The 20239-nt window shown below is 31.4% G+C and carries 25 protein-coding genes; 8 read left to right on the forward strand and 17 right to left on the reverse strand.

What is annotated here, in order from left to right:
- Nucleotides 1-11 precede the first annotated feature (11 nt).
- The 7 genes from arfB to Q0772_RS02930 all read right to left on the reverse strand — a co-directional run bounded on the left by arfB (nt 12) and on the right by Q0772_RS02930 (nt 4816).
- Nucleotides 12-419, reverse strand: a complete 408-nt coding sequence (arfB, locus tag Q0772_RS02900) for an alternative ribosome rescue aminoacyl-tRNA hydrolase ArfB (protein WP_298340116.1) — start codon at nt 417-419, stop codon at nt 12-14.
- Nucleotides 419-1972: a DUF4301 family protein gene (locus Q0772_RS02905; RefSeq protein WP_298340118.1), complete on the reverse strand. Its 1554-nt coding sequence runs from the start codon at nt 1970-1972 to the stop codon at nt 419-421. Before Q0772_RS02905 ends, arfB begins: the two co-directional genes overlap by 1 nt.
- A gap of 1 nt (nt 1973) precedes the next feature.
- Nucleotides 1974-2543, reverse strand: coding sequence for an ATP-binding protein (locus Q0772_RS02910; RefSeq protein ID WP_298340121.1), 570 nt, complete (start codon nt 2541-2543; stop codon nt 1974-1976).
- Nucleotides 2504-3136, reverse strand: coding sequence for a nicotinamide riboside transporter PnuC (gene pnuC, locus Q0772_RS02915; protein ID WP_298340125.1), 633 nt, complete (start codon nt 3134-3136; stop codon nt 2504-2506). The genes Q0772_RS02910 and pnuC overlap by 40 nt, the downstream gene beginning before the upstream one ends.
- Nucleotides 3120-3380, reverse strand: a complete 261-nt coding sequence (locus Q0772_RS02920; protein WP_298340128.1) for a thiamine-binding protein — start codon at nt 3378-3380, stop codon at nt 3120-3122. The genes pnuC and Q0772_RS02920 overlap by 17 nt, the downstream gene beginning before the upstream one ends.
- Nucleotides 3381-3463: 83 nt before the next feature.
- Complete coding sequence (locus Q0772_RS02925) at nt 3464-4189, reverse strand: geranylgeranylglyceryl/heptaprenylglyceryl phosphate synthase (RefSeq protein WP_298340131.1); 726 nt, start codon at nt 4187-4189, stop codon at nt 3464-3466.
- Nucleotides 4190-4816 (reverse strand): 4'-phosphopantetheinyl transferase family protein, encoded by a 627-nt coding sequence (locus Q0772_RS02930; RefSeq protein WP_298340134.1) that lies wholly within the window; start codon nt 4814-4816, stop codon nt 4190-4192.
- Nucleotides 4817-4947: 131 nt separating this feature from the next.
- Here Q0772_RS02930 and ahcY point away from each other — a divergent pair, with 131 nt between their 5' ends.
- Entirely contained in the window at nt 4948-6264 is a 1317-nt protein-coding gene (gene ahcY / locus Q0772_RS02935) for an adenosylhomocysteinase (protein WP_298340136.1), read from the forward strand.
- 188 nt (nt 6265-6452) lie between these two features.
- On the opposite strand, the gene Q0772_RS02940 is transcribed toward ahcY, so the two are convergent.
- Nucleotides 6453-6722 (reverse strand): hypothetical protein, encoded by a 270-nt coding sequence (locus Q0772_RS02940; RefSeq protein WP_298340139.1) that lies wholly within the window; start codon nt 6720-6722, stop codon nt 6453-6455.
- 96 nt (nt 6723-6818) lie between these two features.
- On the opposite strand from Q0772_RS02940, the gene Q0772_RS02945 reads away from it, so the two are divergent.
- Complete coding sequence (locus Q0772_RS02945; protein ID WP_298340142.1) at nt 6819-7292, forward strand: DUF1569 domain-containing protein; 474 nt, start codon at nt 6819-6821, stop codon at nt 7290-7292.
- 55 nt (nt 7293-7347) lie between these two features.
- Here Q0772_RS02945 and rpmA read toward each other — a convergent pair whose 3' ends face one another.
- The 4 genes from rpmA to Q0772_RS02965 form a co-directional block, all read right to left on the reverse strand.
- Nucleotides 7348-7608, reverse strand: coding sequence for a 50S ribosomal protein L27 (gene rpmA / locus Q0772_RS02950; protein WP_298340145.1), 261 nt, complete (start codon nt 7606-7608; stop codon nt 7348-7350).
- Nucleotides 7609-7649: 41 nt separating this feature from the next.
- The gene (gene rplU, locus Q0772_RS02955; protein ID WP_298340148.1) at nt 7650-8315 is read right to left on the reverse strand and encodes a 50S ribosomal protein L21; all 666 of its coding nucleotides are present in this window, start codon (nt 8313-8315) and stop codon (nt 7650-7652) included.
- Between the two features lie 86 nt (nt 8316-8401).
- The gene (locus Q0772_RS02960) at nt 8402-8845 is read right to left on the reverse strand and encodes a DUF4199 domain-containing protein (protein ID WP_298340151.1); all 444 of its coding nucleotides are present in this window, start codon (nt 8843-8845) and stop codon (nt 8402-8404) included.
- Nucleotides 8846-8956: 111 nt separating this feature from the next.
- Entirely contained in the window at nt 8957-9835 is an 879-nt protein-coding gene (locus Q0772_RS02965; RefSeq protein ID WP_298340154.1) for a DMT family transporter, read from the reverse strand.
- Nucleotides 9836-9931: 96 nt separating this feature from the next.
- Here Q0772_RS02965 and Q0772_RS02970 point away from each other — a divergent pair, with 96 nt between their 5' ends.
- Nucleotides 9932-10483 carry a heavy metal-associated domain-containing protein gene (locus Q0772_RS02970; protein ID WP_298340157.1) on the forward strand — a complete coding sequence of 184 codons (552 nt, stop codon included), beginning with the start codon at nt 9932-9934 and terminating at the stop codon, nt 10481-10483.
- A gap of 56 nt (nt 10484-10539) precedes the next feature.
- Here Q0772_RS02970 and gldD read toward each other — a convergent pair whose 3' ends face one another.
- The 4 genes from gldD to mutY all read right to left on the reverse strand — a co-directional run bounded on the left by gldD (nt 10540) and on the right by mutY (nt 14169).
- On the reverse strand, nt 10540-11121 hold the full coding sequence (gene gldD / locus Q0772_RS02975; protein WP_298340161.1) for a gliding motility lipoprotein GldD: 582 nt from the start codon (nt 11119-11121) through the stop codon (nt 10540-10542).
- On the reverse strand, nt 11122-12426 hold the full coding sequence (locus Q0772_RS02980; protein ID WP_298340164.1) for a gliding motility-associated protein GldE: 1305 nt from the start codon (nt 12424-12426) through the stop codon (nt 11122-11124).
- Nucleotides 12427-12479: 53 nt separating this feature from the next.
- On the reverse strand, nt 12480-12929 hold the full coding sequence (gene ssb, locus Q0772_RS02985; RefSeq protein ID WP_298340166.1) for a single-stranded DNA-binding protein: 450 nt from the start codon (nt 12927-12929) through the stop codon (nt 12480-12482).
- A 199-nt stretch (nt 12930-13128) separates the two neighbouring features.
- Complete coding sequence (gene mutY / locus Q0772_RS02990; RefSeq protein WP_298340170.1) at nt 13129-14169, reverse strand: A/G-specific adenine glycosylase; 1041 nt, start codon at nt 14167-14169, stop codon at nt 13129-13131.
- A 140-nt stretch (nt 14170-14309) separates the two neighbouring features.
- Between mutY and Q0772_RS02995 the strand changes: the two genes are divergently transcribed.
- Both Q0772_RS02995 and Q0772_RS03000 read left to right on the forward strand, forming a co-directional pair.
- Entirely contained in the window at nt 14310-14600 is a 291-nt protein-coding gene (locus tag Q0772_RS02995; RefSeq protein WP_298340173.1) for an HU family DNA-binding protein, read from the forward strand.
- A 357-nt stretch (nt 14601-14957) separates the two neighbouring features.
- Nucleotides 14958-16502 (forward strand): Rne/Rng family ribonuclease, encoded by a 1545-nt coding sequence (locus tag Q0772_RS03000; protein ID WP_298340176.1) that lies wholly within the window; start codon nt 14958-14960, stop codon nt 16500-16502.
- Between the two features lie 87 nt (nt 16503-16589).
- Here Q0772_RS03000 and Q0772_RS03005 read toward each other — a convergent pair whose 3' ends face one another.
- A complete protein-coding gene (locus tag Q0772_RS03005; protein WP_298340179.1) occupies nt 16590-17729 on the reverse strand; it encodes a M12 family metallopeptidase in 1140 nt (379 codons plus the stop codon).
- A 97-nt stretch (nt 17730-17826) separates the two neighbouring features.
- On the opposite strand from Q0772_RS03005, the gene Q0772_RS03010 reads away from it, so the two are divergent.
- From Q0772_RS03010 to Q0772_RS03020, 3 genes are all read left to right on the forward strand, one after another.
- Entirely contained in the window at nt 17827-17949 is a 123-nt protein-coding gene (locus Q0772_RS03010) for a hypothetical protein (protein ID WP_298340182.1), read from the forward strand.
- A gap of 108 nt (nt 17950-18057) precedes the next feature.
- Nucleotides 18058-18765 (forward strand): glycosyltransferase family 2 protein, encoded by a 708-nt coding sequence (locus Q0772_RS03015; RefSeq protein WP_298340184.1) that lies wholly within the window; start codon nt 18058-18060, stop codon nt 18763-18765.
- Between the two features lie 685 nt (nt 18766-19450).
- Nucleotides 19451-20239, forward strand: a complete 789-nt coding sequence (locus Q0772_RS03020) for a hypothetical protein (protein ID WP_298340187.1) — start codon at nt 19451-19453, stop codon at nt 20237-20239.

Consider the following 20239-nt stretch of genomic DNA (forward strand, 5'->3'; position numbering starts at 1 on the left):
CTTATATTTTTTTAATCTATATCTGGTTTTTTTCTGTTTGCCTTTTTATCAGAATGTATACGTTTGTTTTTTAGCCGTTTTCTAATAACAGCTTTTGGGACTTTAGTTGGCTTTCTCTTTTTTGGAACTTTCAAAGCTTCTGTAAGCAAACTCAAAAAACGTTTAACAATAAGCACTTTATTTTTATGCTGACTTCTAGTTTCATCACACTGTAAAATCAATATACTTTCTTTTGTTAATCTACTTTGAAGCTTATCAAAAACTCGCACTTTTTGTTCGTCATCAAGTATTAGCGATTCTGAAATATTAAATAATAATTCAACTTTAGATGATACTTTATTAACATGCTGCCCACCACTTCCGGAGCTTCTAACAGCTTTAAAAGTTAACTCCTGTAATATGGCTTCTTCATCAAACATTAAGAAGAAGCTTGATGTACAGGTTTTAATAAGTCGTTTACTGTTTTTACAGGATTAAAAGTTTCTAAAGGCACTTCTACAAAAATAGAATTCCAGTATGCCATACTACCGTTCCACAACCCCGGAAGTTCAAGGGCTTGAATATCTACTCCATTTTGAGTTTTAGTAGTAATAAATGCAGCCTCAGGATCTACAAAATTTGTTAAATCAAACTTCTCTCCTTTATAGTTTTTTACACCACAAACTAAATCTGTAGGATTAAAATGTGTAGCCTTATAAACTATACCCTGTTGATTCTTTTTACCAAAATTAATTTGTGCAAATTCCACTATTTGCAACGATATTTTACCCTCATCATCTTTTACCCAAAATGGACCTCCACCAGGCTCACCTTGGTTTTTCACCATACCACAAACTCGAATTGGTCTATCAAATTTTTCTCTTAAATAACTTACTTTCCCTTCTAAGGTAAGACTTTCAAAATCCGCTACAATAGGTACATTCAATCTATATCGTAAAAACAAAGCCATCACTTTAAAATCAGCATCTTCCAAATCACCTTTATCTAATCTATTCAAGTATGAGAATACTTTTTCTTGAGCCTCTAACAAAGCACCTGCTAATAATTTCTTATAGTTAGAAACCTCAATATTTCTATTTGCAACAACAATATTATCTATATTTTTTATAAAGATTAAGTCGTTATCTAAATCGTTTAAATTCTCTAATAGCGCTCCATGTCCAGCTGGTCTGAATAAAATTGAATCATCATCATTTCTAAACACCTTATCATATTGTGTTAAAGCTACAGTTTCTGTCGCCTCCTTTTGATAAGAATAAGACACATTAAATTTTGTATTTGTTTTATTTTCTATATCTTCTACCACAGCACTAAACTGTTTTTTAAAATAGAGGTGGTGTTTTTCTGAAACTGTAAAATGCAGATTTGATTTACCATTAGAAGATGCATATAAAGTAGATTCGAATAAATGCTCTTCAAAGGCTGTTTTTACTTGCGTTTCACACTTATGAAAAGGCAATAATCCTTTTGGTAAAAAACTATAATTTAGTCCATCAGCATCAAGCATGGTTTTTACAAACAACATTTGCTTATCCTCATTGGACAAAGCTTCATAATTTGGACTTACCTTTTGAAGCATTAATTCTACTTCATTATAAAACGGAAACTGTTCTAATTTTTTAAAAAAGGTTTCTATTAAAGAGTCATTTTTGCGTTCTGCGTATTTTTTTACATTTTCTTTTGAAGGATTAAAGTTTTGTAAAAACTGAAACAAAAACTTAAACATACGTGTTGCTGCCCCAGAAGCAGGAACAAACTTGACGATTGATAAATTGTTCTTTTTATTATCATATAGATTTATCAACTCTTGAGTTTCATCTTTATCATAGCTTTCTATACCTTTTCCTATGGTAGCAGCTGCTACAAGATCAGAAAATGACATACCGTTTTTTAATCTAGACACTTGGGTATTAACCTGCTCAAGAGTCATCCCTTTACTTTTTATTTGCTTAATGTCTTTTTCTGTAAACATTTTATTCTTTGGGGTTTAATAAGTTATTAATATGTTTTATTGCTGTTTCTAATCGTGCTCTCTTATCACCTTTTAAAAGCACAAAAGGTTTTTTATATTTTAGTAGTGTATCATGGAAAGCATCAAACATTTCTTTTCTATGCTCAGGCTTATCTCTTAAATCATCTGCTTCCCAAGGCGTATCAATATAGGTTAAAAAATACAAATCGTAAGAATTCTCTAAAGCATACTTCTCTAGTGTTGGGTCACAACTTCCTAAATAGTAAGCTTCGGAATAAACCTTGGTTTCTAACAAATCTGTATCACAAATTAGCACAGAATCTGTTTTTTGTGCCAATTTATTTTCCAATTTTATTTGTCCTTCTGCTATCGGCAACAAATCTTCTGGCTCACAAGTTTTTCGCTCATTATTCCATTTGTTTTGTAGATATTCACGGGCGTATTCTGGCACCCAAACAGAATTATAATACCTAGCCAATTGTCTTGACAAGGTTGTTTTTCCTGTAGATTCTGGACCAAACAAAACCACTTTTACACAGTTCGCAGGTTGTTGCTTATATTTTTCTTCCATGCTAAATAGCCAAAAATGGCAATAAATGTGAATCCTAAATATTGTAAACTTGTAAACGTAAAGCCTTTATAAAAATATAAGGGTACAGAAATAATGTCTCCAATAATCCAAAAAATCCAATTTTCGAGTTTACGTCTTGCCATAAGCCACATTCCAACAAAAAATATTGCTGTAGTTATCGTATCTACATAGGCTACCCAACTCGTCCATTTATCAAAACTTTGGTAAACTAAATAAACAAATAAGAGTGTTGCTAAAAATATAGCTATACTTATCTTTTTTTCGTTGAATGTTGTTCTGGATATTGGAGTAACATGCTCATCATCAATTTTCTTCGTCCAAATGTACCATCCGTAAACACTCATCACAAAGTAGTATGCGTTTATCATCATATCGCCTAACAACTCCCATTTAAGCAGTAAATACACAAAAATAACAGTACTTATTATCCCTGTTGGAAAAACCAAAATATTATTCTGTTTGGAAAAGAAAACAGATAAAAAACCAAAAAAAACGGCTACTATTTCTAGAATAATATCTATGGTTTGATATTCGGAATATTGCCCGAAGAAAAACTCAAAAATGGGGCTCATAATCGTGTCTGTCTGATTTTACAATTTTCATGTAGAGCAAACCGCGTTCAATAAGCTCAAAAGCATCTTTTATTTCTGATGTTAATACTTGCATTACCTCATCATAATCACCATAAACTTGTGTACTTAATGGGTTTTCAAGCACTTTTAATTTAGATGCTCTTAACTTTTTTATAAAATTAATAATGGCCGGTTCAAAATCATCATGCAATGGCGTTAGTGTTAATTCTACTGATATTTTCATTAATTTATCTTTTTATCATTCCCACGAAGGTGGGAAGCTTTTTTATTTTATACGACATACTGAAATAAGTTCAGTATGACAATTTACTTTAGTAATTCATCAAAAAACGATTCATCATCCTCAAAAGCAGTACCAATAACCACTATATCTGCTCCAGCTTCATAAGCGTTTTCAATTTGTAATTTAGTTCTTAAACCACCACCTACAATTAACGGAACCTGCAACTCATTTTTTACAGCTTTAATAATTTCTTTAGTTAAACCGTATTTTGCTCCGCTTCCTGCTTCCAAATATATTAGCTTCATACCTAAAAGCTGTCCTGCTATAGCCGTATCTATTATATTGTGAAGGTTGTTTCTCATAATAGGCTTAGTTCCTGTAACTTTCTCTACCGCTGTAACTTTACCACTTTCAATTAAAATATATCCTGTTGGAATTACCTCTAGAGACGAACCTTTTAATTTAGAAACTGCTCTTATATGTTTACCTATTAAATACTCAGGATTTCTTCCCGAAAGCAAAGACAAAAATAATAAAGCATCAGCCTTATTAGTAATTTGTGTAACATCGCCAGGAAATAAAACCACAGGTAAATTAGTATATTTCTTAAGTTCTAAAACCAACTCTTCTGTTACACCCTCTTCCACCAAACTCCCGCCAACAAATATATGTGTTGCAATGGATTTGTTTACTTTATCAATAAAATTAAATGTTTTTTCAAGTAAAAACTTATCGGGATCAATTAAAACGGCAAGTAATTTTTCACCTTCACTAATAGAGTCTTGTATGTTTTTATAAATAGCATCCATTTAGGCGATGGCATAAGCACATGTAAATCCTTCAAACTCAAAAAAATGAATATTATAGCGGTATTTTTTATTTTCATAATCTATCCATGCTATAGTTTCATCATCAATAATTGTAAACGGAATCACAAAACAGTGCTGCTTAAAACTCAACCCTGGTGTTGCAAAAAGTTTGTATAATGATTCTTTTACACACCAAATAACTGTTAGTTTTTTTACATAATCACTCGCTTCTTCTTTTAAATAATCAAACTCATAATCAATAAATTTATGCGCTATCACAGAAATTTTATCACGCTGTTTTTCTATGTCAATACCAACTACTAGATCACTAACAATAACTGCTGAAAAATTAAACGAATGCGTAATAGAAATTTGTTTACCATCTTTTAAATGAGGTTTTCCGTTTTCATCATAAAACAAATCAGAATCAGTGTAACCAAACTCGTGTAATAAATGGCGAACACTTAAAAATCCCCGTTGATGTAATTCACTTTTCATACCCAAAACCCGCTCTAAAGCAATAGATTTCAAATTAACCTTTGCCATCAAATCCTCGTAAGACTCAGTAATCTTCCAAACTTTAACAGTAGTTTGTGAATTTGGTGTAATGGTTTTATAAAGTGGCATTTAATATTCTGAATGTTATTGATTATCTTTGCACCGCCTAAAGTGGATTACATAAATTTGGTTAGCGAATTTAACTATTTTAAGTACTAATCCCAATCAAGATAGGTTTAAAAAACAAAAGAAAAATTACTATGAGTACAAAAACAATTCCTTACGTAGCTTACAAAGTAAAAGATATCTCTTTAGCAGACTGGGGACGAAAAGAAATTGAATTAGCTGAAGCTGAAATGCCAGGGCTTATGAGTCTTCGTGAAGAATATAAAAACGAGCAACCATTAAAAGGCGCTCGTATTGCTGGATGTTTGCACATGACAATTCAAACAGCTGTTCTAATCGAAACATTACAAGCCTTAGGAGCAGAAGTTACTTGGAGTTCTTGTAATATCTTCTCTACTCAAGACCAAGCTGCTGCTGCTATTGCCGCTGCTGGAACTGCAGTGTATGCATGGAAAGATATGACGGAAGAAGAATTTGACTGGTGTATTGAGCAAACACTTTTCTTTGGAGAAGACAGAAAACCGTTAAATATGATTTTGGATGATGGTGGCGATTTAACCAATATGGTTTTAGATCAATACCCAGAATTAGCATCAGGAATTAACGGACTTTCTGAAGAAACTACTACTGGAGTTCACAGACTTTACGAACGTGTAAAAAACGGAACGTTACCAATGCCTGCGATAAACGTAAACGACTCTGTAACAAAATCTAAATTTGATAACAAATACGGATGTAAAGAATCTGCAGTTGATGCCATTAGGAGAGCAACTGATATTATGTTAGCTGGAAAACGTGTAACAGTTTGTGGTTATGGCGACGTTGGAAAAGGAACAGCTGCCTCTTTTAAAGGTGCTGGAAGTATAGTAACTGTTACCGAGATTGATCCTATTTGTGCTCTTCAAGCTGCCATGGATGGCTTTGAAGTTAAAAAACTAGAAACTGTGGTTGAAAACTCAGATATAGTTATCACAACCACAGGAAATAAAGACATCGTTCGTGCCGAACATTTTAAATCAATGAAAGACAAAACCATCGTTTGTAACATCGGACATTTTGATAACGAAATACAAATGGCTTGGTTAAACGATAACTACGGAAATACAAAAAACACCATCAAACCTCAGGTTGACAAGTATACAGTTGATGGTAAAGACATCATCATACTTGCCGAGGGGCGTTTAGTAAACCTAGGTTGCGCCACAGGTCACCCAAGCTTTGTAATGAGTAACTCGTTTACAAACCAAACTTTAGCTCAAATCGAGCTTTGGAAAAACGCTGATGCCTATAAAAACGAAGTATATATGTTACCAAAACATTTAGATGAAAAAGTAGCAAAACTACACCTAGAAAAAATTGGTGTGGAGCTCACAGAACTTAAGCAAGACCAAGCTGAGTATATAGGCGTAACTGTTGAAGGCCCTTATAAGCCAGAGCATTACAGATATTAGTCTGTCATTCCTGCGAAAGCAGGAATCTCATTAATAGAACCTAAAAAATACAAATCCCAAGCAGCAACGTTTGGGATTTTTTTATTTAGGCGTTACCCAAAACAGGGTCGGACTTTCACTACTCAATCCCTCCTATGTCGGGGATTTCAAACATGCCGTTCAATCCCTAACGCAAAAAACAGTTAGCCTTAATCCACCAAATCCTCTTCAAAGTACCACCACAAACTAGAATCAATAGATGTTTTCATTTTATTAATATCTACATCCTCTTTTAAAAACACAGTAATACTTTCACAAGCTCTATTTCTAGCTATACCGTCACAAATCTCGATATCTTCTATTTCTTTAAAATGCTCTAAATGTTTTTTAATTCGTGCATCTAAAGACTCGTCACTTAAAAAAATCTTAATGGTAGGTTGCGTTGGGGAGTTTCTAATTTCAGATCTAAATGGCAGCATAATCATTTATTTTTAAGTAAAACAATACATCAATTGCGTAATGCAATAGCTTAAAGTTAAGAATTAAATTAATATCTTTTAAAATATTTTTTAAAAATGGAACAACGGCGTATCGAAATTGTAAACACCTTATTATCTGAAATAGAAGCTCATATACCTAATAAAGAAATAAGAAATAGAGCAGTTTCGAATTCAGATATTGGTTGGCAGCTAGACCACAGTTTAAAAGTTTTTAATGCTGTTAGCATATGGATTGCAGACTCCAAACCAGAAGATTACAAAAGAAATTTTAATGTTAGGAGGCTTATTCTATTTCCGTTATGCTACATACCAAGAGGAAAAGCAAAAGCTCCAAAAATAGTAAGACCTCCTGAAGTAATTAAGCAAGAAGATTTAATAAGTCAATTACAAACTGCAAGAACACATATTGTAAAGCTTAAAACACTCCCAAAAAAGGCCTATTTTAAACATTATATTTTTGGTATGCTTTCAAAAAAACAAACCCTTCGCTTTTTAGAAATGCACACTAAACACCATCTTAAAATTATAAATGATATTTTGAATCAATAAAAAACCCTTTCTGTTTCCAGAAAGGGTTTTTTTAATTCTTTTAAGAAAAAGTTTCTTAAGCCTCAAAAGGCTGGATAGAAACAAAAGACTTATTGTCTTTTTTCTTAGTGAACTTTACAATACCGTCAACTTGTGCATGTAAAGTATGGTCTTTCCCTTGGTATACATTTTCACCAGGGTGATGTGTATTACCACGTTGTCTTACGATAATGTTTCCAGCAATAGCAGCTTGTCCACCAAAAATCTTAACACCTAAGCGTTTCGATTCTGATTCTCTACCATTCTTAGAACTACCTACTCCTTTTTTGTGAGCCATTGTCTTAAGTTTTTATATTGTTAAACTAAGTGATTTAGCAATTAAGCTTTACCACCATCTAATTCGTCTTGCCATTTTTTAAGCTCATCCCATTTACCGTCAGCAGCTAATTTAGCTTGTGCTGGCCATGTATCTGTAACGTGATTTCCACGAACTCCTGCGATGATTTCTGATATTGCAGCTGGTTTAGCTTTAGCCAAATCTGCAAAAGTTGCGATTCCTGCTTCCACTAACGTAGATGCTATTTTTGGACCAATACCTTCGATTTTCTTTAAATCATCAGCTTTTCCCGTTGCTTTTTTAGCAGCTGGTTTAGCTTTTGGTGTAGCAGCTTTCGCCTCTACTTTTGGTTCTGCTTTTTTAGTTTCCTTTTTAGGAGCTGCTTTTTTAGCTCCAGAAGCTGCGATACTTTCTATCACAATCTCTGTTAAAGACTGACGGTGACCATTCTTAACACGGTAACCTTTACGTCTTTTCTTTTTGAAAACTATTACTTTATCACCTTTAAGGTGCTTTAAGACTTTTGCACTTACTTGTGCTCCGTCTATAGCTGGGGCGCCTACAGTTACTTTGTCACCATCACCTAAAAGAAGAACGTTATCGAAAGATACTTTCTTACCTTCTTCAGTTTGTAAACGGTTAACAAAAACTTTTTGGTCTTTTTCAACTTTAAATTGATGCCCTGCTATCTCTACAATTGCGTACATAGCGTAACGTTTTTATTAATTAATTTATTCAAAAATGAGTGCAAATATAGTTCTATTTCCTTAATCTACAAACGTTATCATTAATTTTACGCTATATTTCTGGACTTTTTAAAAAGTTGCATTACTGTTAAAGTAGAAACTACGGTTGTTGCTAGCCCCATCACAGCAACTACAAAGGTTACCATACCTATATCGACATTAAAACTACCTTGTATTTTTTCTAATAAATTAGTGAGAAAAGCACTATTAATCTCAGTTGCATAAAACAAAAAGAAAACAGTAAACAAAATGGTTGCCACAAAACCCGTAATTATACCTGTTTTAAAACCTTCACCATAAGTAAAACCCATTTGATCTTCCAATTTACTTAAACGAATTGCCTCGTATATTCCAAAACCAGTGATAAAAGCATTTACAAAACTAAAAGCAGGATTGGTGTGTTTATCAACCAAAGACAGAACTAAAAAATAGGCTATTAATACGGCACTGGTTACTATTCCAAAACGAATGGGGAGTGATAAATTTTTCATATTTGGCAGGGATTAATTCTCTTAAATTTCGTAAAAATTCCTGAATAAAAATAATTTTACACTATAAAATTTCGTTTTAACTCCTTGATTATAAATACAATTGATCGATTTTTAGTTACTCTTTTTATGAGACAAATAAACACCAAATAGAATGATAATACTAGCAAATCCTTGAATCCAACTAAATGTTTCCCCATCTAAAAAACCCCACATCAAGGCGACTATAGGCATTAAGTATGTCACAGATGAGGCGAATACTGGTGTAGAAATTTGAACTAGTCTATTAAATAATATTTTAGCCAAGGCGGTACCGAAAAACGACAGTATAATGACGTACAACATCGCCATTTTAAAATGAGGTTGGTTAAATGTTTCAACTGAAAAGAAATCTGTAAAAAACAATACAATTACTGCTGGCACAAAAATCCCTACAAAATTTCCCGTAGCAATAGCTAATGGTTTTACATTTTGCAAGTACTTTTTTATAATATTAACATTGGTAGCATACATTAATGTAGATAAAATCACGAAAATTGCATACCAGTAATTTTGACTAGGATTTAGGTTTGCTCCTTTTAAAATAAGTATAGCAGTTCCAATAAATCCGATAATTACTCCTATTATTTGCCGTTTTGTAGAAGTTATTTTAAAAACAGCAAACCCTAACAGTATAGCATTTAATGGAACCAACGAATTTAAAACCGAAACCACAGCACTATCAATTTCAGTTTCTGCAATAGCAAAGAAAAACGATGGTATAAAAGACCCTAAAATCCCTGAAATAATTAACCATTTCCAGTTTGAAGGCTTAATCGATTTAATCGACTTAAAACCCATTGCAAATAAAAACAAACCAGTAATTACAACTCTTAAAGCCCCGAGTTGATAAGGCGTTAACCCTAAAAGTGATTTCTTAATTAGTATAAATGAGCTTCCCCAAATTAATGAGAGCACAAAAAGATACAACCACTTAGAACTTATACCACTCATTGTCTTTATTTTGACCTCTACAAAATTCAGCTTTTTAACACAATAAACCGCATTATTTATTAATTTTGTTGTGTAACTCTTAAAAAGATTTTCCTGATGAAAACAATAAAACATATTTTAACGTTTGCAATAATTGCCTATTTTGCTTTTAGTTGTAAAAACGAAAAGAATCCAGAGGTTAAAACAGTAGAAGTTGAGGCTGAAACTGTAAAAAAAATAGATCCAAATGCAACTTATGCAAAAGCAGAATTCACCATTGACGGTATGACTTGTGCTATGGGTTGTGCTGCTCAAATTCAAAAGAAAATAGCAAAAATGGATGGCGTAAAATCTGCAACTGTAGATTTTGACAAAAAACTAGCTATGGTTGAATACAATGAAGCCAAGGTAACACCCATTAACTTAGAGGAAACTGTTGCGAAAGTATCTGATACTTATAAAGTAAGTGATATGAAAACAGTAGAGGATTTCTCAACTAAAAAAGTATGTTCTGCTGATTGTAAAAAAGATTGTTGCGCTAACAAGGACAAAAAAACCTGTAAACCTGGATGTGAAAAAACATGTTGTAAAGGTGAAGTTAAAGCAGATGAAAAAGTGGCTTGTAAAGCTGACTGCAAAAAAACATGTTGCACTATAAAAGACGCTTAATTGATTAGCTCTATATAAAAAACAAGAAGAGACTTCTCCTTAACTGGAAGTCTTTTTTATTCCCAAGTAATAGATTCCATAATACGCTTAATATCCTTTTGTAAATAATTAGTTGCTGGCAAAATAGAATCATAATTAGGCTTTGCATTGAAATACAAAGAACCTGTTAAGAAATGATTCAGACTATCAGTAACATAAAATTGAGCTGGAGACGCTACATTTCCTTTTACTTCTGAGAGTATTCCGTAAACTTTCCTAGCACTATCTTCAAAAGGATATGCAGGAATTTCATCTGCCTTTTTAGTATGTTCTAAAGTAAACTTTTGAGCGTCTCTTAAAAAAGCCGTTAAATTTTCATCCTTATTTTCAATAGCTTTATAGGTTAAAAAAATGGTTCCCTTTAATGCTGGATATTCTAAATTTACTCCGTAACTTTTCGTTGGAGCTTTAAGCTCTTTTGCAATTACTTTAGTAGCCAACAAGTTTTTTTTAAAAACAAAAGGTAACTCTAAATTCAAATCTACATATTTCGCTTTAGGATACTCTAACCTCAATGCAGCTTTGGGTTTTGGCACATAATCTTCACCACAAGAAAAACATAACAACACTAAAAAAAGAAAAAAACTATATTTTGCCATTTACAGTATCGTGAATTTAATAAGTTTAATACGTTTTTTGTCCATCGCTTCAATAGTAAAAACGTAATTTTCAAAATTTATTTTACTATTTAACTTCGGAAAGCTTTTAGAAATTTCTAAAACAAACCCAGCAATAGTTTCTGCTTCCCCCTTATTTTCCTCAAAAAGCGTATCATCTTCAAACCTTATAATTTTATAAAAATCCTTTAAAGCAGTTTTCCCCTCAAACACATAGTTATTCTCATCAAGTTTTGAATACATTAAATCTTCATCATCAAACTCATCACTAATATCACCAACAATTTCTTCAATAATATCTTCTAAAGAAATCAATCCTGATGTGCCTCCATATTCATCTACAACAACAGCTAAATGCACTTTCTTTTCTTGAAATTCTGCCATTAAATCATCCAACTTTTTATTCTCGGGAACAAAAAAAGGTTCGCGTAACAAAGTGGTCCAATCAAACTGTTTCCTATCAATATAAGGCAATAAATCTTTTACGTACAAGATGCCCTCAATAGTATCCATACTATCTTTGTAAACAGGAATTCTGGAGTATCCATGTTCAATAATATCTGGCATAATTTCAAGATATTTCTGCTCAATATTTAATGCAAAAATATCTATTCTTGGGCGCATAACTTGTTTTGTATCTGTATTACCAAAAGATACAATACCTTTTAAAATTTTATGCTCTTCTTTTGTGGTATCTTCTTCGCTTGTTAATTCTAAAGCTTGGGATAACTGATCGACACTCAAATTAGATTTTTGTCTTCCTAGTTTATTATGAATACCCAAGGTTACACTTCGCATTGGTAAACTTATTGGAGACAATACAACATCTAAAACCTTAAGTGGATAAGCCATAAATGCTGCAAATTTTAGATTGTTTCTACTTGCATAAATTTTGGGAAGAATTTCACCAAAAAGTAGAATTAAAAAAGTAACAACAATAACCTCAACAAAAAATTTAACTTTAATATTATCAATATTACTAAACATATAATCGCCTAGGTAGGCAAACAAAATAACAATGGCAATATTTATAAAGTTATTAGCTACCAAGATGGTTGCTAGTAATTTTTTTGGGCGTTCTAAAAGTTGTGATAGAATTTCTAAACGTTTAGATTTTTGCTCTAAACCATCTTCAATATCTCCTCTGTTTAATGAAAATAAAGCCACTTCGGCTCCAGAAATTAGAGCAGAACATAACAAAAGTAAAAACAACAATGCAAAACTAATAACAACTGAAACATCAATTGCACTAATTAGTAATATACAACTCGCAGGGTCAGGATCCAATTACAACTGGTTTGATTAAACTTAAAACGCTCGAAAAGTTATCGAGTGTGTTATTAAAATGGAAGATCATCATTATCTTCTGTAATAGGTTCATTACTTGTTTGCGGATTTACTGCAGACTTTGGAGCTGCAGGTGCCGCATTTGATGCGTTATTTTCGCTATCCTTTTTAGTTGAAAGAAACGTAAAATCGTTACATTGAATTTCAGTAGAATACCTGTCATTTCCTTTGTCGTCTGTCCATTTTCTGGTTTTCAATCTACCCTCAATATATACTTTATCACCTTTGCTTAAATACTTTTCACAAATTTCAGCACCTTTATTCCTAACTACTATATTATGCCATTCTGTGTTTGTAATACGCTCATTAGTTTGTTTACTAATATAGGTTTCACTGGTAGCTATTGGAAAACGTCCAACACAACCACCACCTTCAAAATAATGCATCTTAACATCATCACCTAAATTCCCAATCAACATCACTTTGTTTAACGTACCAGCCATATTTTATTATTTAAAAGACAAAAGTAAATAATTGCGCTTCATTTTTTTAAAATTAATAAAAAAATATGAGTGTTAACATTAAACACTTCAAAAATAAAGAATTAGCAAAATTTTATACAGCCAAATCAATCTAAAGTCCTAATACTTTAGGTATAAAAGTTTAAATAGTTTCACAAAGCAACCTTCTTAGAAGACAACTTTAAAAATTAAATGATTCGATAAAATTCCCTATCAGAATAGGAACTGCAAATGTTTTTATTTTATTAACTGAAATACCTTCAACAGGAAGTGCTTCCATATTTACAATCCAAAACTTTGTATATAAATGCTGATGCGACAATTTATGAATAATAGCGTCCTCATTATATAATGATAATTCAAAATGTAGACCTTTTGTAAGCTTATGGTTTTCAATTTCATTCTTAAAAACTTCAAGATTCATACTATTACCTGTTTCAATCAAAGGAAATTGATATAAGTTTTGCCAGATACCTTTCCCCTCTCTTTTCTCTAATATGGTTTTTCCATCTTCAGAGATAAACACCAAAAAATTAAAATACTTTTTTTTCGCTTTCGCTGATTTAATCTTTACAGGTAATTCGTCAATTCTATTTTTATTAAACGCTAAACAACTATCCTTAAACGGACAAATAGGGCAATATGGGTTTTTGGGTTTACATTGTATAGCTCCAAATTCCATAATAGCCTGGTTGTAGGTTGCAGGGTCTTTGGCGTCTATTAATTCTTGAGCTAATGCTTTAAATTCTTTAACGCCCTTTGATGAATTTATAGGTGTATCCATCCCAAAATAGCGCGATAAAACTCTATAGACATTCCCATCTACCACAGCAGAAGCTTCATTAAAACAAATAGAAGAAATAGCACTAGCCGTATAATCACCAATGCCTTTAAGTTTCAAAAGCGCTTTATAGTTACTAGGAAATTTACCCCCAAGTTCATCAGCCACATATTTAGCAGTTGCGTGTAAATTTCTAGCACGAGAATAATAGCCAAGTCCTTGCCACAGTTTTAACACCTCACTTTCTTCTGCTTTAGCCAAATCAAAAACAGTTGGATACGTATTTACAAAAGCATCATAATAAGGTAACCCTTGTTTTACTTGAGTTTGCTGTAAAATAATTTCGGACAACCAAATTCGATATGGCTCTTGAGTTTCTCTCCAAGGAAGATTCCGCTTATTATTTGAATACCAATGTGTTAAGGTTTTTGAAAATCTCATGAATTCATTTAATCGAGTAAACAAAAATAAACGTTTATAATATTAAATTTTAGTGAATTAGGTTTGAAATATTGAATATTAAATGCATATATTTGCATCCCTTTTATAATTTATAGTAATCTAAAAAATATATATTAAAAATGACGAAGGCTGATTTAGTAGCAAAAATTTCTGAGAAATTAGGAATTGAAAAAGGTGATGTTCAAGCAACTGTTGAAACATTTATGGAAGAAGTTAAAACTTCTTTAGAAAGTGGTGATAATGTTTATTTAAGAGGTTTTGGAAGCTTTATAATTAAAACTAGAGCTGAGAAAACTGGAAGAAACATTTCTAAGAACACTACTATAAAAATACCTGCTCATAATATCCCTGCATTTAAGCCTGCAAAAGTATTTGTAGAAAGCGTTAAAACAAATGTAGACGTTAAATAAAAACCAAGTATTGTTTCCTATAATATTTATAGGTTTTCAGTATTAAAACGAATTATTAATTTAAAAGACACTATTTATGCCAAGTGGTAAAAAACGTAAAAGACATAAGGTAGCGACGCACAAACGTAAAAAACGTAGACGCGCTAACCGTCACAAAAAGAAAAAATAAATCGAAAAAAGTAGTTAGATTAGCTACTTTTTTTGATTTAAAAAACAAACAAAGTTCTTTGAAATGAGTTCATAAATTTTTTAACACCTTTTAGGGTGTTGTTTGAACTCCACGGATTAAATCCTGTGAAAAAATAATGTATAATCCATCTGTCACTTTTTATATAGTGATGGATTAAAATTAACACAATGGATAAAGAATTGATCATTCGATCTAGTTCCGACAATGTTGATTTTGCCTTATTAAAAGATGGAAAACTTATTGAATTACAGAAAGACGAAGATGATAACGACTTTTCAGTTGGTGATGTGTTTATAGCCAAAATACGAAAAGCTGTTCCTGGTCTAAATGCTGCATTTGTTAATGTAGGTTATGAGAAAGATGCCTTTTTGCATTATCATGATTTAGGACCAAAATTACCTTCTCTTTTAAAATTCACAAAACGTGTAAGCACAGGTAAACTAAAAGATTTTTCTTTAAAAAATTTCCCATTTGAAAAAGATATTGAGAAAGACGGTAAAATTACCGACGCCTTAAAATCTAATCAATCGCTATTAGTACAAATCGTAAAAGAACCCATATCAACCAAAGGTCCAAGAATAACTTCAGAGTTATCCATCGCCGGAAGATATATCGTTTTAATGCCGTTTTCAAACCGTATTTCTATTTCACAAAAAATAGAATCTCGCGAAGAGAAAGACCGCTTAAAGCGTTTGGTAAAGAGCATAGCTCCCCAAGGTTTTGGCGTTATTGTACGTACGGTAGCACAAGGCAAAAAAGTAGCTGAACTAGATAAAGATTTGCAAAATTTGCTTAGTCGTTGGACGGCAATGTGCAAAAAGCTACACAAAGCACATCACCCAACCAAAGTATTAGGAGAAATGAATAAAGCCTCGTCAATTTTACGAGATATATTCAATGATACCTTTACTGGAATTACAGTGGACGATGAAACGCTTTATTATCAAATTAAAGATTATGTGCAAGAAATTGCACCCAACAAAGAATCAATAGTTAAATTGTATCAGTCTAAAAATCCAATTTTTGAAAAATTTGGAATTGAAAGACAGATAAAAACCTCGTTTGGCAAAACCGTTTCTATGGCAAAAGGTGCTTATTTGGTAATTGAACATACTGAAGCCCTACATGTTATAGATGTAAACAGCGGAAACCGATCTAACAAAGCCAATAACCAAGAGGATACAGCACTAGAAGTAAATCTTATAGCAGCTACAGAAATGGCTCGACAATTACGCTTGCGTGATATGGGCGGTATCATAGTAGTAGATTTTATAGATATGACAAATGCTGCAAATAGGCAAAAGCTTTTTAACCATCTTCGTGATGAAATGAAAGATGATAGAGCAAAACACAAAATTTTGCCACCCAGTAAATTTGGGTTGATACAAATAACAAGACAACGCACAAGACCAGAAATGAACATTAAAACCCGCGAGGAAAACCCTAACGGTATTAATGGCGCTGAGGTTGAAGCACCAATAGGATTGGTACAAAAAATCAATCATGATCTTGAAAAACTATTTAAAAAAGACTATAAAAAGGTGACCTTAAACACACATCCTTTTATAGCAGCCTTTTTAACAAAGGGCTTTCCATCTATACGTTCTAAATGGTTTTTAGAACACAAAAAATGGGTTAAAATTTTACCAAGAGATGCTTACACATACTTAGAATACCACTTTTTCGATAAAGATGGTAATCAAATTAAATAATTAAAAAACCCGCTACTTTTAAAGTTAGCGGGTTTTTTGTTTTTATAAAGTTTTGTTATTTCAAGTAATCTCTATTATACTTTAAAATTATGTTTGAATTCCGCAATTACTTATTTGCAATATAGCACCAGATGTACTTATCTTGTATGCCCGAGAACCTATTTTATACCATTTGTTATTTCCATTAAATATGGTTCCATATTCGTCTGTATAAAATATATCCCCTACTGCTAAAGCCCAGGTATTAGGTTTTTGAAAATAATAAGTCATAGATGTATTCTGAGAAGTACATGCTGATAATGCACTATTTCTCGGCCATCGTTCACCATTGTATGAGCTAACTTCTATTGGTTGTGGTGGGGCTGGATATAAGTAATATACCCCTTGGATATCACCAGACGATAAACCAATACGTTGCACGTCAAAAGTTGTACCATCTAATCTTGTAATTGTTGGTTGACCGTTACTTGAAAAAAAGTATGAGCCATACATCATTATTGACCCAAAATCAAAAAAACCAATATCAACACCCGTGCTTGTGCTTAAACTATACTCTTGAAAATTAGGAATACGATTATTAGGAGATGTGATGATATTATCCCAATGAATTTGCACATGATCATCTCTATCTTTTCTTGTGTGTTCATGAAATAGACCAATAGCATGCCCTATTTCGTGTATAGTATTACCAACCGAACACCCAGTAGCTAATCCTATTTCTTGTTTTCCTCCCTTTTTACCTATAGAATTAGACCAACATCCTGAATCAGGTATAAACTCAATATAATCTGACTGGAATGTACGCTGAATAAATGTAAGTTCAGTATTCGCTTCCCAATGAGAAATCGCATCTGTGACTCTGAACTGCAAAGGAAGACCACTATTAATTGTATAGTAAACAGTATTATTGGGCCACCTATAAACGCTTCCACTTTCAACTGCGGATTTACTATTTACAGATTTTTTTTCATAATTATCTAATTCTTCATGAGATATAATAATATCTCCTTGAAAAATATATTCGTTATCTTTTTTCATTACCTGAACATCTACCCCACGATAATTTATTGTGACTATTTCACCAACGAAACCTGGGTATGCTTGTTCTGGTTTTGAATAAACAAAATTTTCCGGTTTTTCAATTTCGGGTTCTTCAATGCTATCGGAACAATTTTGAAGCAATAAAATCCCAACAAATAGAATTACAAATTTTAAGTAATTTTTCATTTATTAATAATTTAATGGTTAATAAAAAAATTGTAATCTAAAATTAATATTTTGTGTTTTAATTTCTGATATTAAAATGGTAAAAAACTTTCGTTTTTTGAAAAAGTTAAAATTATTGATGTGGAAAACCCGTAAAAAATGGGTTAAAATTTTACCAAGAGATGCTTACACATACTTAGAATACCACTTTTTCGATAAAGATGGTAATCAAATTAAATAATTAAAAAACCCGCAACTTTTATAGTTAGCGGGTTTTTTGTTTTAAAAGGTTTCTCATAAACAAAGTATTTCTATATTTGATCAGAGTAAAATTCTAAGAAAAGTAAATATGATTATTACTAAATTATCAATTATCATTCCTGTTTATAATGAAGCAAAGACCATTCATAAAATATTAAATAAAATAAAAGATGTTATACTAATTAATAATATTGAAAAAGAACTTATTATTATTAATGACTGTTCTACAGATGATAGCGAAATTGCAATACAAAAATATGCAAAAAACAATCCTAATTTAAAGATTCAATACTTTAAACACCCTGTAAATATGGGCAAAGGAGCTGCATTACACACTGGCATTTCAATGGCTAAAGGTGAGTATACAGTAATTCAAGATGCAGATCTAGAATACGATCCAGAGGAATATAATGAATTATTAGTTCCAATAGTTAAAGGTGCTGCAGATGTTGTTTATGGCTCTCGATTTATGGGAAGTAAACCTCACAGAATTCTATTCTTTTGGCATACAATAGGGAATAAGTTTCTTACTTTTTTATCCAACATGTTTACCAATTTAAACCTAACAGACATGGAAACCTGCTATAAAATGTTTAATACTTCAATTCTTCAAAGCTTAAAATTAAAAGAAAAAAGATTTGGGTTTGAACCAGAAGTTACTGCAAAAATTGCTAAAATAAAGGAAATACGGATTTATGAAATAGGAATCAGTTATTATGGAAGAACTTACTTAGAAGGCAAAAAAATTAGCTGGAAGGATGGTTTTAGAGCTATTTACTGTATTTTAAAATATTAAAATGATTTTTCAATTATTATTCGGAAATCCAAATCATAAAAACCTATATTTCATTTTACCTATATTATTTTTTTGGTTGATTTTATTATCGTTTAACAAAAAGTCATTTTTATCTTTTTTTTCAAAAATCTTATTTTTTTTTAAAGATTGTTTTAAGTTCTATTGGTTATCAGCCATTTTTTTGATTGTATTGGTTTGTTATGGTTTGTATTTACCTCTATCTTATGATGAGTCATACACCTTTATTCAATTTGTAAATCGAAGTATTTTTTATGCTACCTGTACTTACCCAGTACCAAATAATCATGTATTACATTCTATCTTTAGTAATATTTCATGGCATATATTAGGCTGGACAAATTTGGCATTAATTGTACGGATACCCTCTATATTAGCTTCTTATTTATTAATGAATATTTTTATTACTAAAATATCAAAAAACAACTTATTTTATTCTGGGTTATTTTTAATATTACTTTTATTTAACTTCCCTTATTTAGCTTTTTCATTTCAAGCTAGAGGCTATTCATTTCAAATTTTAATTGCTGTTATTACATTAGTTATTATCTTTAAAAGTTCAAACATTAAGACCTTTAAAGACAAAAATAATTTAATTCTATTTTTTTCAACACTTGGTCTCTATACTAGTCCTGCATACCTTTATACTTTTCTACCTTTATATTCAATGTTTTTAATAATTAATAAGAATTTTTGTTTAGAGTCTGTAAAATATATTTTAAAATCGGGTGTGTTTTTTGCGCTTACAGTTATTCTCCTATATGCACCCATAATGATATTTAGAGGTTATGAATCTATTATTTATAATAGATATGTTGCACCGTTAGATCATTTAAGTATTCATGAAGCCTTTAATCATATTACCATATCTTTTACAGAAGTTTTAGGAGGAAAAATTATAAGTCTCTTAGTACTCTTATTAGTTGTATTTTATACTATAGTAAAAAGAAGATTTGTAATTTTAGTATTATTTTTGATTCCGATAATTTTAATGCTCGTGTTAAAACAAACCCCTTTTTCACGTGTATTCTTACCATTAGCTACAGTTGTTGTGGTTATAGCAATTGCAGACCTAAAGGATGGTTTTAAAAACACAAAACAACTTAATCCTATGATTTACATTCTTTTCATAGGTGTTTCGATTGCTACTTCAACATTTTTATTTTTTAAAAATCCAAACGGTGGATTAGAAACATCATATCGAGTAAAATATTTATCTAAACATTTTGATAATAGAGATGTTTATTTGACACCTAATACTCACGATTATTTAAAAACACCTATTGAAGCTTATTTACAAGTTAATGAGATAAATTATACTTTATTAAATAAGGATACTAAATTAAAAGAAGGGGCCATATTAATATATTCTGAAAAGAATATAGAAAACATTAAAATTTTAGATTCGGTACCCTCTCTAAACAAAAAGGTTTATGTAGGTAAAGTTGTTTTTTAA

This window comes from uncultured Algibacter sp., assembly GCF_947490405.1.
GTDB lineage: Bacteria > Bacteroidota > Bacteroidia > Flavobacteriales > Flavobacteriaceae > Algibacter_B.

Excerpts from the sequence above, each read along its gene's own strand:
- arfB (WP_298340116.1), bottom strand. The coding sequence starts at position 419 with ATGTTTGATGAAGAAGCCATATTACAGGAGTTAACTTTTAAAGCTGTT.
- Q0772_RS02905 (WP_298340118.1), bottom strand. The coding sequence starts at position 1,972 with ATGTTTACAGAAAAAGACATTAAGCAAATAAAAAGTAAAGGGATGACT.
- Q0772_RS02910 (WP_298340121.1), bottom strand. The coding sequence starts at position 2,543 with ATGGAAGAAAAATATAAGCAACAACCTGCGAACTGTGTAAAAGTGGTT.
- pnuC (WP_298340125.1), bottom strand. The coding sequence starts at position 3,136 with ATGAGCCCCATTTTTGAGTTTTTCTTCGGGCAATATTCCGAATATCAA.
- Q0772_RS02920 (WP_298340128.1), bottom strand. The coding sequence starts at position 3,380 with ATGAAAATATCAGTAGAATTAACACTAACGCCATTGCATGATGATTTT.
- Q0772_RS02925 (WP_298340131.1), bottom strand. The coding sequence starts at position 4,189 with ATGGATGCTATTTATAAAAACATACAAGACTCTATTAGTGAAGGTGAA.
- Q0772_RS02930 (WP_298340134.1), bottom strand. The coding sequence starts at position 4,816 with ATGCCACTTTATAAAACCATTACACCAAATTCACAAACTACTGTTAAA.
- ahcY (WP_298340136.1), top strand. The coding sequence starts at position 4,948 with ATGAGTACAAAAACAATTCCTTACGTAGCTTACAAAGTAAAAGATATC.
- Q0772_RS02940 (WP_298340139.1), bottom strand. The coding sequence starts at position 6,722 with ATGCTGCCATTTAGATCTGAAATTAGAAACTCCCCAACGCAACCTACC.
- Q0772_RS02945 (WP_298340142.1), top strand. The coding sequence starts at position 6,819 with ATGGAACAACGGCGTATCGAAATTGTAAACACCTTATTATCTGAAATA.
- rpmA (WP_298340145.1), bottom strand. The coding sequence starts at position 7,608 with ATGGCTCACAAAAAAGGAGTAGGTAGTTCTAAGAATGGTAGAGAATCA.
- rplU (WP_298340148.1), bottom strand. The coding sequence starts at position 8,315 with ATGTACGCAATTGTAGAGATAGCAGGGCATCAATTTAAAGTTGAAAAA.
- Q0772_RS02960 (WP_298340151.1), bottom strand. The coding sequence starts at position 8,845 with ATGAAAAATTTATCACTCCCCATTCGTTTTGGAATAGTAACCAGTGCC.
- Q0772_RS02965 (WP_298340154.1), bottom strand. The coding sequence starts at position 9,835 with ATGAGTGGTATAAGTTCTAAGTGGTTGTATCTTTTTGTGCTCTCATTA.
- Q0772_RS02970 (WP_298340157.1), top strand. The coding sequence starts at position 9,932 with ATGAAAACAATAAAACATATTTTAACGTTTGCAATAATTGCCTATTTT.
- gldD (WP_298340161.1), bottom strand. The coding sequence starts at position 11,121 with ATGGCAAAATATAGTTTTTTTCTTTTTTTAGTGTTGTTATGTTTTTCT.
- ssb (WP_298340166.1), bottom strand. The coding sequence starts at position 12,929 with ATGGCTGGTACGTTAAACAAAGTGATGTTGATTGGGAATTTAGGTGAT.
- mutY (WP_298340170.1), bottom strand. The coding sequence starts at position 14,169 with ATGAGATTTTCAAAAACCTTAACACATTGGTATTCAAATAATAAGCGG.
- Q0772_RS02995 (WP_298340173.1), top strand. The coding sequence starts at position 14,310 with ATGACGAAGGCTGATTTAGTAGCAAAAATTTCTGAGAAATTAGGAATT.
- Q0772_RS03000 (WP_298340176.1), top strand. The coding sequence starts at position 14,958 with ATGGATAAAGAATTGATCATTCGATCTAGTTCCGACAATGTTGATTTT.
- Q0772_RS03005 (WP_298340179.1), bottom strand. The coding sequence starts at position 17,729 with ATGAAAAATTACTTAAAATTTGTAATTCTATTTGTTGGGATTTTATTG.
- Q0772_RS03015 (WP_298340184.1), top strand. The coding sequence starts at position 18,058 with ATGATTATTACTAAATTATCAATTATCATTCCTGTTTATAATGAAGCA.
- Q0772_RS03020 (WP_298340187.1), top strand. The coding sequence starts at position 19,451 with ATGTTTTTAATAATTAATAAGAATTTTTGTTTAGAGTCTGTAAAATAT.